This is a genomic window from Pontibacillus salipaludis (genome assembly GCF_014642405.1).
Taxonomy (GTDB): Bacteria; Bacillota; Bacilli; order Bacillales; family BH030062; genus Pontibacillus; species Pontibacillus salipaludis.
In genome coordinates, this window is record NZ_BMIN01000003.1 from 145,414 (window position 1) to 157,630 (window position 12,217).

Here is a 12,217-nt window from a genome sequence, read left to right on the forward strand (position 1 = left end):
TCTTATATGAATACAATTTACTTTGACCATGCGGCAACAACTCCTATGAGGAAGGAAGTCATTGAGGCAATGGTTCCTGTGATGGAAGAGACGTTTGGGAATCCATCAAGTGTTCATGTCTATGGGCGCAAAGCGCGTAAGATATTAGATGACGCTCGCCGATCGGTGTCTTCCTTTTTAAATGCGAATGAAAAAGATATTATTTTCACAAGTGGTGGTACTGAAGCGGATAATCTTGCTCTAATAGGAGGAGCAAAGGCGAACCAGCACAATGGTAAGCATATTATTACAACTTCTATCGAACATCATGCTATATTACATGCAGCTGAATATCTTGAATCTGAAGGTTTTGATGTAACGTATTTACCGGTTACTGAATCAGGCCGGATTTCAATTGATGACTTTAAACGTGAACTGAGAGAGGATACAATACTTGTTTCTGTTATGTATGTTAATAACGAAACAGGTGTGATCCAACCTGTAGCAGAAATGGGAGCTCTTCTTGAAGATCATCAGGCGCTATTCCATACAGATGCGGTTCAGGCGTTTGGAACAATGCCTATTGACGTGAGTGCTTTAAATGTAGACATGCTCACCTTCTCTGGTCATAAAATTAATGGACCAAAAGGTGTAGGGTGTTTATATGCCAAGGAAGGGATCCTCCTTGAAGCAAGACAACATGGTGGCGAGCAAGAGAGAAAACGTCGTCCTGGTACTGAGAATACAGCAGCAGTAGCTGGTCTTGCTAAAGCTGTGGAGCTTGTTGAAGAAGAGCAAAGAGCTCGTCTTACGCAATACAAGCTGTATAAGAAGATTTTTATGGATACACTGAAAGAACAAGATGTTTCTTTTGAAGTGAACGGGGACCGCATTAACCTTCCAACTATTGTAAACGTTAGTTTCCCTGGTGCGAACGTAGAGACGCTTCTTACTAACTTTGATCTCTCGGGTATTGCCGCATCAAGTGGTTCTGCTTGTACTGCGGGTTCCATTGAGCCTTCTCATGTATTAAGTGCAATGTTTGGCGAAGGAAATGAGCGTACACGAAACTCGATTCGATTTAGCTTTGGCCTTCAGAACACAGAAGATAATGTTCGTGAAGGAGCAGAAAAAGTTGCTTCTATCGTGAAGCGAGTAACAAAGACAACCTAGGGTGGTGACAACAATGAAAGATCCGAAAGATACAAGGGTAGTCGTCGGCATGTCAGGTGGTGTTGACTCATCTGTTGCTGCACTTCTCTTGAAAGAACAAGGATATGATGTAGTAGGGATCTTTATGAAAAACTGGGATGATACAGATGAAAATGGAGTCTGTACAGCTACAGAAGATTACGATGATGTTATTCGTGTTTGTAATCAATTAGATATCCCTTACTATGCAGTGAATTTCGAGAAACAATACTGGGATAAAGTTTTCACTTATTTCCTGGATGAATATAAAAAAGGGCGTACTCCAAACCCAGATGTAATGTGTAACAAAGAGATCAAGTTCAAAGCCTTTATGGATCACGCTATGTCTCTTGGTGCCGATTATTTAGCTACAGGACACTATGCGCAAGTTCAGCATAATGGAGAGCGCTATGAAATGCTACGAGGTATTGATGAGAATAAAGATCAAACTTATTTCTTAAATCAACTCTCTCAAGATGTCCTTTCTAAAGTTATGTTCCCGCTTGGGCATATTGATAAATCACGAGTTCGTGAAATTGCGAAAGAACATGATTTGGCAACAGCCACTAAGAAAGATTCAACAGGCATTTGCTTTATCGGAGAGCGTAATTTCAAAGAATTCCTTAGTCAATATCTTCCTGCTCAACCAGGGAATATGGAGACGATGGACGGAGAAGTAAAAGGTAAGCACGATGGGTTAATGTATTATACATTGGGCCAACGTCAAGGTCTGGGAATTGGAGGTCCGGGTGGTCCTTGGTTTGTAATTGGTAAAGATGTAAAAGAGAATATCCTTTACGTCGGAGAAGGTTACCATAACGATCATTTATATTCAGATGGTCTTGAAGCCTCTGAATTGAACTGGGCTACTGGTGTCGTACCAACCGAAACGTTCACGTGTACTGCAAAATTCCGTTATCGCCAAAAAGATAGTGGAGTTACCGTTACCCCACTTGAAGATGGACGAGTTAAAGTTGTATTCGATGAGCCAGAACGAGCAGTGACTCCGGGGCAGGCAGTTGTATTTTACGACGGCGAAGTTTGTCTTGGCGGCGGAACAATTGATCAAATTGAGAAAAATGGCGAATATCTAACATATGTAGGATAATATAAGAGGATGTCCCTAATCGAGTATACCCCCCATGACGTATAGTAGGTCATGAAAGGGGCGCCGTTATGGGGCACCTCTTTTTTTAAAGGTGCTTTGTTTGGATTGAAATCATTTGCTCTTTCTTATGCGACCAAGTCCATAAATAAAATATCTGATACAATGTTGAGAGAGGAAGAGCTTTTTTCTTTAGCGTTTTTAAACCATTAATTCATTAGAAGATAATAAATAGGATTTTGATGTAGGAGGAATTACAAATGGATTACTTAACACAAGGTATTCAATATATGCAGGAGCAACAATATGAAGAAGCAGCGCAGGCATTTACGCAAGCTATTGAGGAGAACCCAAATGAACCATTAGGTTATGTGAACTTTGGAAATCTCTTGTTACACATGAATGATCGGGAGCGAGCTGAGCGATTCTTCAAAAAAGCGATTGAGTTGAATGAAGACGTTGCAACGGCTCATTACGGACTAGGTAATGTCTATTATGAACAAGAAAAATACGAAGAAGCTGTAGAACCGTTTCAAAAAGCTATTCAAAAAGGCTTGGAAGAGAGCGATGCCTATTATATGCTTGGACTAAGTTTATTGTATCAGGAGCAATTCAAATTTGCTCTTGCCTATTTACAACGTGCTACAGAGCTCTCACCTGATGATGCAGAAGTGCATTTTCAATACGGCCTTTGTCTTGCGCAAGTAGGTATGATAGATGAAGCAATCCAAACGTTCACGAAAGTTCTAACGCTAAACGCTGAACACAGTGATGCTCATTATAACTTAGGCGTATCCTATCTTTATAAAGAAGACCCGGAACAAGCTTTGAAACATTTTGGACTGGCTATTGATATTCAGCCGGATCACATGCTGGCAGCCAATGCAAAAGCTAAAGTAGAAGAGCTGCTAGAGCAAAATCAGGGAGAATAAAAGGAGTAGAACCCTATGGCAATGGAGAAGCAATTAGAAGAGAATTTTGAACCGGAGAAAGGCTTCATCAAAGGGGAACCTCTGCGGATGATTTACCATAATGATGAAGAACACTTTTCCATTGCACTGGTTAAAATCATCGATACAAATGAATCCTTTGATGAAAAGGAAATCGTATTAAAAGGACACTTCTCACCATTAGATGAAGGAGAGCAATATACGTTTTACGGGCGTGTGACAAACCATCCGAAATTTGGCGAGCAGTACCAAGTGGATCATTATCAAAAGGAAGTTCCTACATCTAAAGAGGGCATAGTGGGATACCTCTCAAGTGATTTATTTTATGGAATAGGAAAACGAACCGCAGAAAACATCGTCGCTATACTTGGAGAACAAACCATTAGTCGCATCCTTCAAGATCCTTCTGTGTTGAAGGATGTACCTGGGCTGAAACAAGATAAAGCTGACAGGCTTGTTGCTGATTTGAAACAGCATCAGGGCTTTGAGCATATTGTTATTGGATTATCCGAATATGGGTTTGGCTTACAAATGGCTCAGAAAATATATGAAGCGTATCAAGATCAAGCGCTTGAAATTCTACAGGAAGACCCTTATCAATTTGTGTTTGATATTCAGGGGTTTGGGTTTAAACGAGCAGACGAAGTAGCTTCTCAGAACAATATTGCATTTGATCACCCTACTAGGATTCAAGCAGCTTGTATGTATGCCTTAAATCAAGGCAGCAGTCATGGGCATGTTTATATGACGTTTGAAGCTTTGCAAGATGAAGTATTAAGCATTTTACAAGGCTCATCTGGTGTTATTACACACGAGATTATTTCCCGAGAAATAGCACAACTTGTCGAAGATGAGAAAGTGTTAGTGGAGCAAGAGAAGGTTTATTTGCCATCTCTTTTCTTTGCGGAAGCAGGATTTGCTAAGCAACTTCACAGAGTTATGCTCTCAGAACTTGAAGAAGAATTTACACAAGCAGAGTTAATGAAAGTAGTTGGAGAAATTGAAGAAGAAGAGAGCATAAGTTACGGGAAAGAGCAGTTCGATGCGATTGAGAAAGCTCTCCATTCTAAAATGATGATCTTAACAGGTGGACCGGGTACAGGAAAGACCACGGTCATTAAAGGAATTGTAAATGCTTATGCTAAATTGAAGCGAAAGTCTTTAAAACCTGCTGATTATGGCAAAGATGAACCGTTCCCATTCCTTCTGACGGCCCCAACGGGAAGAGCCGCTAAACGTATGAATGAGTCAACAGGCTTACCAGCTGTAACGATTCACCGTTTGCTTGGGTGGACAGGTGGGGAATCTTTTGACAAAGACCAGAATAACCAACTGAGTGGGAAGATCTTAATTATAGACGAATTTTCTATGGTTGATATTTGGCTTGCGAACCAACTATTTCGCGCGATTCCTTCTGATATGCAGGTGTTATTGGTTGGGGATGAAGATCAATTGCCATCTGTCGGTCCAGGACAAGTATTATCTGACTTATTGTCGACAGATTACATACCAGCCACACAGCTTCAAGAAGTATATCGTCAAAAAGAAGGGTCACAAATCATTCGATTGGCACACGACATGAAAAAAGGGAAATGTGACGAAGGGTCTTTAGCTAAGTCTCATGACTTTTCATTTATCACTTGTCATGAGCCGCAAGTGCTACCAGTCATTCAGCAAGTTTATCAAAAGGCAATGGCAAGAGGACACACATTGAAGGATATTCAAATCCTTGCACCTATGTATCGAACAAAAAATGGCATTCATCAGCTGAATCAGGAAATTCAAGCATTAGCTAATCCACCTTCTAGACAGCGTAGGGAAATAAAAATGAAAGATGATCTGACCTATCGTTCCGGTGATAAAGTCATCCAGCTTGTGAACCAACCTGAGTCTGGTGTATATAACGGGGATATTGGTGAGATCGTCGCGATTTACAGAGCTGATGAAACGAAAGAACAAAAAGAAAAACTTGTTGTTTCATTTGAAGGGAAAGAAGTGGAATACCTTCGAAAGGATCTTAATCAACTCATGCATGCTTACTGTACCTCTATTCATAAGTCACAAGGGAGCGAGTTTCCCATTGTCATCTTACCTGTAGTGAGAGGTTATAGCCGTATGCTTAAGAGAAATCTTCTATACACCGCTGTAACAAGAAGTAAACAATCACTTATTATTTGCGGAGACCAGGAAGCTTTTAAGCGAGGAGTAGATACGGTGGACACGAATCGCCGTTTCACGGATTTACCTGATAAAATTAAAGTTTATATGGAAGCAGAAGTGAAAGATGAAGAAGATCTGGATGAGGAAGAACTTTCCCCTTATGACTTCATGTAAACCGCACATACTATAACTGTTCCACGAATGATTTAATGTGGAACATACCATTGGGTGCCAGTAAATTCATCTGAAAAAGTGTATGACTGATCTTTTTCTGGGCAATAATGGCAACTAGAACTTACACAAGTAAGGAGTTGCCGACATGCATTGTCCAAACTGTAAGCGAAAAGATATCGGGAAAATTGGGAATAACCAATATTACTGTTGGACCTGCTTTATAGAGCTTTCAACTACTAAAGGCAAGGTTCACGTACACCAAGTTGAAGAAGATGGCTCCCTAAGCTCTCTAGATGACTTGTTTGGAGACGAAGAGCAAACAGCCCAATGGTAAATCCATTTACGGGTGGTGAAGCGAATGAACAGAACGTTCTCTTCTCTTGCAGCACTTGGAGTGGGCGCAGCCGCACTTTACTCCAGGTCGAAAAGAGGTCGCAAGAAAGACTTCTCCGATATGTTCTCAAAACGGTCAATGAAGCGTATGCGTAAGAGAGTAAGTAAAGCTTTCCGCTAAGCTAAATAAAGAAACAGGCCCCGCCACCGCGGGGCCTGTTTTTATTTTCAAATATGCTTATTCCTAGGAAGTTGAGAGAAGTTTCCGTTAGCTTTATTGAGTGGAAGGTGGGCCTGGAAACCACTCGCTTTCCTGTGGGGAGCTGGTGAGCCTCCTCACCCGGCAGGGCCGGGATCCGGGGTCTCACCTAGGCTCTTCTTCCCACGGGAGTCTCGCAGTTTCCAGGCCCACCTTTTCCAGATTAGGGTGAACGAAAACAAGCAATTTGAGGGGGGTTAGGGTCATCAGGTGTGACAGCGGGTCCGTTAACCTAATTAAACGTAAGGGCTTGCTCGGGGAATGCGAGACTCCCGCGGGGAAAGGAGCCTAGGGGAGACCCCACAGAGAGCGTCAGCGAACGAGGAGGCTTCCCAGCTCCCCGCAGGAAAGCGAGTTGTCCCCGAGCAAGCCCAATCACTCATCAAACGTAACGGTCCTTAAAAGCTCTGCTAGAAAATCTGTAAGCGATAGGTATAAAAGCTTCATAAACCATTCAACCTAATATAAATAGGAGAGTGGGGTGAAAAATGTATGGGGAAAGGATCTTTAACGCTTCAATGGATCTATAGGTCTGTATTAGTGTTGTTAGTGTTATTAATCGTATATTTAATTGTAAAACTTTTTCCTTTTTATGAGGCGTTTTTACAAATTTTATTTCGTCTTTTTATCCCATTCATCGTGTCCTTGTGTATTGCTTATTTGCTGCATCCTGTAGTAGAGGGGTTATATCATCGTAATGTTCCGCGTTGGCTTGCAATAACGATTATATATATCTTCTTCTTTGGTGGAATTGGATATGTGGTATATAAAGCTTATCCGTTATTTTTAAAGCAGATTAAAGGCTTAAGTGAAAGCTTGCCTGGGTTTGTCGAAACGTATAGACAGTGGATTTATGAGGTGTATGAACGTACGTCGTTCCTGCCAGAGACTGTTCATGACCGCATGGATGTCATGTTAACCAATGTAGAACAACTGGGTGAGGATTTCATTCTTTCTATTGGAAACCGTTTAACAGGTATGTTTGATGTATTCATTATTCTTGCGGTCATTCCTGTTCTCGTTTTTTACATGTTGAAAGATTATCCAATTATGTCTACAACGCTTTATAAATTAACCCCAAAGCGGTATCGGGAAGAGGGGAAAGAAGTCTTACGTGATATAGATAAAAGCTTAGGAAGTTACATTCGTGGACAGCTTCTTGTGTGTTTATTTGTTGGCTTGATTTCAATGTTGGCGTTGTGGTTGATTGGAATGAAGTTCCCTTTAATACTTGGAGGGGTTATGGGGATTACGAACATTATTCCTTATTTTGGGCCGATTATTGGGGCAGTGCCAGCGGTGGTGATTGCATTTACGATGTCGACGAAAATGGTGCTTTTCGTCGTTATTGCTGTATTTATCGTTCAACTTATAGAAAGTAACTTATTGTCACCATTTATTGTGGGAAAGAGTCTTCACATGCACCCAGTCCTTATTATCTTTGCTCTGTTAATTGGAGGAGAGATCGGTGGCATTATCGGTATGATTATAGCTGTTCCAGTTCTCACCATTATTCGAGTCCTTATTCATCATACAAAGATGTTTCGGCAAGAACGTTGACATTTCGCATTTTGTTTTCTATAATTTTGGCATAAACAAATGACTAGAATCGGATAAACAATACGTAGAAGGATCGAGTACATAGCAGACCATCTGACTAGAGAGAAACTCCCTTGGCTGGAAGGAGTTTTAGGTGAAGGGCTATGGAACGCTAATTCCTGAGTGCAGGTAAACACTGCCGGGTTTCGCTCCGTTATAGTGAAGGTAGAGGATCAATATTCTCTACATGAAGTGATGAATTCCTTTATGAATTCATAATCAGGGTGGTACCGCGATAACTCTCGTCCCTGCATATAATGCAGGACGGGAGTTTTTTATGTTCAATTGTACATACTCGATCTATACGTGATTGTATTCGAAATAATAAGGAGGCCCCTTCCATGAAAACATTAACCTCTGCACAAGTGCGCCAAATGTACCTTGATTTCTTTAAAGAGAAAGGACACAGCGTTGAGCCTAGTGCATCTCTTGTTCCATACGAAGACCCAACACTACTTTGGATTAATAGTGGGGTAGCAACTTTAAAGAAATATTTTGACGGTAGCGTGATCCCTGACAATCCTCGCATTGTAAACGCGCAAAAGTCCATCCGTACGAATGACATTGAAAATGTAGGTAAGACAGCGCGTCACCATACATTCTTTGAAATGCTAGGGAACTTCTCAATCGGCGATTACTTCAAGAAAGAAGCCATTGAATATGCTTGGGAATTCTTAACGAGCCCTGATTGGATTGGTTTTGATCCAGAGAAGTTATCCGTAACGGTTCACCCAGAAGATGATGAAGCCTTCAACATGTGGAAAGATGACGTAGGTGTACCGGAAGAGCGCATCATTCGTCTTGAAGAGAATTTCTGGGATATTGGTGAAGGCCCAAGTGGTCCGAACACAGAAATTTTCTATGATCGTGGTGAAAAATACGGAAACGATCCAAAAGACCCTGAGCTATACCCAGGTGGGGAAAATGAGCGTTACCTTGAGATTTGGAACTTGGTGTTTTCCCAGTTTAACCACAATCCAGATGACACGTATACACCACTTCCTAAGAAAAACATTGATACAGGGATGGGGCTAGAACGTATCGTCTCTGTTATTCAAGATACTCCAACAAACTTTGAAACAGATTTATTCAAATCAGTTATTGAGCATACTGAAAAGCTAGCTGATACAACATATGGTAAAGACGAGGAGAAAGATGTTTCTTTTAAAGTTATTGCAGACCACGTTCGTACCGTGACGTTTGCTGTTGGAGATGGAGCGCTTCCTTCCAATGAAGGTCGTGGATATGTGCTTCGTCGTTTGCTTCGTCGCGCAGTTCGCTATGCTAAACAAATTGGTATTCATGAACCATTTATGTTTAAGTTAGTTGAACATGTCTCAGACATCATGGAAGATTTCTATCCAGAAGTGAAGAAAAAACAAGACTTTATTGAGACGGTTGTCAAAAATGAAGAAGAGCGCTTCCATGAAACGTTAAACGATGGTTTATCCATTTTGACAGAAATTATTAAAGAAGAAACAGCCAAAGGGAAGAGTGTATTTCCTGGAACAGAAGTGTTCCGCTTATATGACACATACGGGTTCCCTAAAGAGTTGACGGAGGAATATGTGCACGAAGCAGGATTCACTCTTGATGAAGAAGGCTTCCGTCAAGAAATGGAACGTCAAAGAGAACGCGCTCGTAATGCTCGTCAGAAAGTAGACTCTATGTCTGTACAAGAAGGTGTGCTGGGAGAAGTAACAGTAGCTAGTGAATTTGTTGGCTATGACAATCTTGAAACATATACCACCATTACAGAGCTTGTGAAGAATAAAGATTTCGCATCTGAGGCACAAGCTGGTGAAGAGGTTTATATCTTCCTAGAGAAGACTCCTTTCTATGCAGAAAGTGGTGGACAGATTGCCGATAAAGGATATATCCAAACGGAATCTGCAACACTAGAAGTCCAAGATGTTCAAAAAGCGCCAAACGGTCAAAACCTACATCGGGCGATCGTTCAAGAAGGAACGATTCAAAAAGATGAACAAGTAAGAGCGACAGTAGAACGTGGTAATCGTTCTCACGTTGTTAAAAACCATACAGCGACCCACTTGTTGCACCAAGCTCTTAAAGATGTTCTAGGTGAACATGTTAATCAGGCTGGTTCACTTGTAACGGGTGATCGTTTGCGTTTTGACTTCTCTCACTTTGGATCCGTTTCTGAAAAAGAGATCGAGCAGATTGAAACAGCTGTGAATGAAAAAGTATGGGAGTCCATACCCGTTGCAATCGATAACCATACCTTGCAAGAAGCGAAAGACATGGGCGCGATGGCTCTGTTTGGAGAGAAATACGGAGATGAAGTGCGTGTTGTTAAAGTTGGCGATTACTCTGTAGAACTATGCGGGGGTTGCCACGTATACAATACAGCGGAAATTGGTTTGTTTAAGATTATTGCGGAATCTGGCATAGGCGCTGGTACTCGTCGTATAGAAGCTGTTACCGGAAAAGGTGCCTTTGAGTTTATGAACGGAAAAGAAGTTCTATTAAACCAAGCAGCTGACCTATTAAAAACGAAACCAGACACTGTTCCAGACCGTATTGAAGGATTATATCAAGAAATGAAAGAAGTACAAAGAGAGAAAGAATCTCTTTCTGCTAAATTATCTAACCTTGAAGCATCTTCTATTTTAGACCAATTTGAAGAAGTAGAAGGCGTTTCCCTATTAGCTAAGCAAGTCGACGTATCCGACATGAATGCACTAAGGAATATGTTAGATGATTTAAAACAAAAAGTATCTTCAGGCATTATTCTTCTTGCATCTGTTAACAATGGTAAAGTACAGTTAGTATCAGGTGTAACAAAAGATCTAATCGATCAAGGATATCACGCAGGGAATCTAATCAAAGAAGTAGCGACCAGGTGTGGAGGCGGCGGAGGCGGCCGTCCAGACATGGCACAAGCTGGTGGTAAAAATCCTGATCAAGTAGAAGAAGCGGTAAACTATGCAAAAACATATGTTCAAACCGTTGCAAATCAAGGATAATAGGAAATAGATAGTAAAAAACTAGCTGTATTCTCAAAATGAAGCTTACACGTAAGCGATATGTGGGTACATCTATAGAGAGGTGATTGTATGAGTTCCATGGATAAAACAATGAAATTCAATTTTCCAGAAGAACCGTTTGATGAAAATGTGAAAGAGGTTTTGCTTTCGGTTCATGAAGCTCTAAGGGAAAAAGGGTATAACCCGATCAATCAGATCGTGGGATATTTATTATCCGGGGATCCTGCTTACATTCCTCGTCACAAAGATGCTCGGAATTTAATTCGCAAGATGGAACGCGATGAATTGATCGAAGAACTAGTGAAATTCTATCTAGAACAACAACAAGAGGGTTAACATGAAAACAATTGCTTTAGATGTAGGAGAAAAAACAATAGGACTCGCAGTAAGTGATGCTTTTGGCTGGACAGCGCAAGGGTTAACAACCCTTCGCTGGACAGAAGGTGAGTATGAAGATGCCTTTAAAAAACTAGAACCATACATGAAAGAACATGAAGTGAGTAAACTAGTTATTGGACTTCCGAAAAACATGAATGGTACGATTGGGCCAAGAGGTGAAGCTTCTCAAGTCTTCGCAGAAAAGTCAGAAGCTTACTTCAACGTTCCAGCGGTTTTATGGGACGAGCGACTAACTACAATGGCAGCAGAACGCGTGTTGCTAGATGCAGATGTTAGTCGTAGTAAACGAAAAAAAGTCATTGATAAAATGGCTGCTGTAATGATTTTACAAAGTTATTTAGATGCTAATTCAAATTGAGGTGTTACGATGAGTTTAGAAGAAAAAGAGCGAATTATTATTCCAGATGAAAACGGTGAAGAACATTTATTTGAAGTACTATTCAGCTTCGATGTAGACCAAACAGGTCACTCTTATATCGCCGTGGTTCCAGCAGAGCAACAAGAATCAGACGATGAAGTTGAAGTATTTGCTTTCCGTTACCAAGAAAAAGAAAACGACGACGATGACCTAGCTCTATACCAGATCGAATCTGACGAAGAGTGGGAAATGGTTGAAGAAGTACTAAACACACTAGTAGACGAACAAGAATAACAAAAAAGAGGCCCCCACAAGGGCCTCTTTTTTATGTCCAATATGAGGCCGGGATATTTTAGTAAGGATAGGACCGTTACTTTTATTAAATGTTAGGTGTCTAGGGAACGACTCGCTTTTCGGGGCTGCACACGACGTGGGCGTTCGAAGTTGTCACAGGGTGGGCGGCTTTGGTGGAAATCTCACTTTCTTTTCGTCCGTTCATCTAATTAACGTCAGGGCAGGCTTGGGGACTGCGAGACTCCCGCGGGAGAAGGAGCCTAGGGGAGACCCCGCAGAGAGCGTAGCGATTGAGGAGGCTTCCCAGCTCCCCGCAGGAAAGCGAGTTGTCCCCAAGCCTGCCCTTGCTCTTATAAACGTAACGGCCTCAAACACTATAAAATGTCTCAACTTCAAGTTTTCTGAATA

The 12,217-nt window shown here is 41.3% G+C and carries 11 protein-coding genes; all 11 read left to right on the forward strand.

All coding sequences use genetic code 11. From position 1 onward, the window contains the following. Positions 1-6: 6 nt before the first annotated feature. The 11 genes from IEW76_RS04645 (at position 7) to IEW76_RS04695 (ending at position 11,809) form a co-directional block, all read left to right on the forward strand. Positions 7-1,152 carry a cysteine desulfurase family protein gene (locus IEW76_RS04645; protein ID WP_188651364.1) on the forward strand — a complete coding sequence of 382 codons (1,146 nt, stop codon included), beginning with the start codon at positions 7-9 and terminating at the stop codon, positions 1,150-1,152. Positions 1,153-1,165: 13 nt separating this feature from the next. Beyond that, positions 1,166-2,278 (forward strand): tRNA 2-thiouridine(34) synthase MnmA, encoded by a 1,113-nt coding sequence (mnmA, locus tag IEW76_RS04650; protein ID WP_188651366.1) that lies wholly within the window; start codon positions 1,166-1,168, stop codon positions 2,276-2,278. Between the two features lie 257 nt (positions 2,279-2,535). Continuing rightward, positions 2,536-3,207, forward strand: a complete 672-nt coding sequence (locus IEW76_RS04655; protein ID WP_188651368.1) for a tetratricopeptide repeat protein — start codon at positions 2,536-2,538, stop codon at positions 3,205-3,207. A 15-nt stretch (positions 3,208-3,222) separates the two neighbouring features. After that, complete coding sequence (recD2, locus tag IEW76_RS04660; protein WP_308422041.1) at positions 3,223-5,559, forward strand: SF1B family DNA helicase RecD2; 2,337 nt, start codon at positions 3,223-3,225, stop codon at positions 5,557-5,559. 145 nt (positions 5,560-5,704) lie between these two features. After that, on the forward strand, positions 5,705-5,893 hold the full coding sequence (locus tag IEW76_RS04665) for a YrzR-like zinc ribbon domain (protein WP_036785611.1): 189 nt from the start codon (positions 5,705-5,707) through the stop codon (positions 5,891-5,893). 24 nt (positions 5,894-5,917) lie between these two features. Next, on the forward strand, positions 5,918-6,073 hold the full coding sequence (locus IEW76_RS04670) for a DUF3918 family protein (RefSeq protein ID WP_188651370.1): 156 nt from the start codon (positions 5,918-5,920) through the stop codon (positions 6,071-6,073). 570 nt (positions 6,074-6,643) lie between these two features. Then, positions 6,644-7,711, forward strand: coding sequence for an AI-2E family transporter (locus tag IEW76_RS04675; protein ID WP_188651373.1), 1,068 nt, complete (start codon positions 6,644-6,646; stop codon positions 7,709-7,711). Between the two features lie 380 nt (positions 7,712-8,091). Beyond that, positions 8,092-10,737: an alanine--tRNA ligase gene (alaS, locus tag IEW76_RS04680; RefSeq protein ID WP_188651374.1), complete on the forward strand. Its 2,646-nt coding sequence runs from the start codon at positions 8,092-8,094 to the stop codon at positions 10,735-10,737. A gap of 90 nt (positions 10,738-10,827) precedes the next feature. Continuing rightward, complete coding sequence (locus tag IEW76_RS04685; RefSeq protein ID WP_036785619.1) at positions 10,828-11,094, forward strand: IreB family regulatory phosphoprotein; 267 nt, start codon at positions 10,828-10,830, stop codon at positions 11,092-11,094. A gap of 1 nt (position 11,095) precedes the next feature. Beyond that, positions 11,096-11,515, forward strand: coding sequence for a Holliday junction resolvase RuvX (gene ruvX, locus IEW76_RS04690; RefSeq protein WP_188651375.1), 420 nt, complete (start codon positions 11,096-11,098; stop codon positions 11,513-11,515). Between the two features lie 9 nt (positions 11,516-11,524). Then, on the forward strand, positions 11,525-11,809 hold the full coding sequence (locus tag IEW76_RS04695; protein WP_188651377.1) for a DUF1292 domain-containing protein: 285 nt from the start codon (positions 11,525-11,527) through the stop codon (positions 11,807-11,809). Positions 11,810-12,217 lie beyond the last annotated feature (408 nt).